This is a genomic window from Pelomonas sp. KK5, from assembly GCF_001984095.1.
Taxonomy (GTDB): Bacteria; Pseudomonadota; Gammaproteobacteria; order Burkholderiales; family Burkholderiaceae_C; genus KK5.
Genome location: NZ_LYVQ01000581.1, coordinates 1 through 399 on the forward strand (window position 1 = coordinate 1; position 399 = coordinate 399).

Here is a 399-nt window from a genome sequence, read left to right on the forward strand (position 1 = left end):
GCAGATCCCCTCGCTGACCAGCTCGCAGGTCGCCGCCATCGGCACCGCGCAGGTGGCGACGATGACGACGGAAGACGTCGTCGCCCTCGGCTCGGCCGGCGTCAAGGCGCTGGGCTCGGCCCAGGTCCACGCGCTGACCAGCGGCGACATCGCCGCGCTGACGACCGGCCAGGCGGCCGTGATCAGCTCGGCCCAGGCCGCCGGCCTGACGACCGCGCAGCTCGGCGCGCTGGAGACCGATGACCTGCGCGCCCTCGGCAGCGCCACGTTGCGCTCGCTGAGCAGCAGCCAGCTCGCGGCGCTGGACAGCGACCAGATCGGCGCGCTGACGACCGCCCAGGTCGCCCAGCTCACCACCGCGCAGATCGCCGGCATGGGCAGCGACACGCTGAACGCGCT

1 pseudogene is annotated in these 399 nt (G+C 74.2%); it reads left to right on the forward strand.

From position 1 onward, the window contains the following. Positions 1-399: pseudogene (locus B0W88_RS34255) on the forward strand (heme utilization protein); the annotation flags it as partial.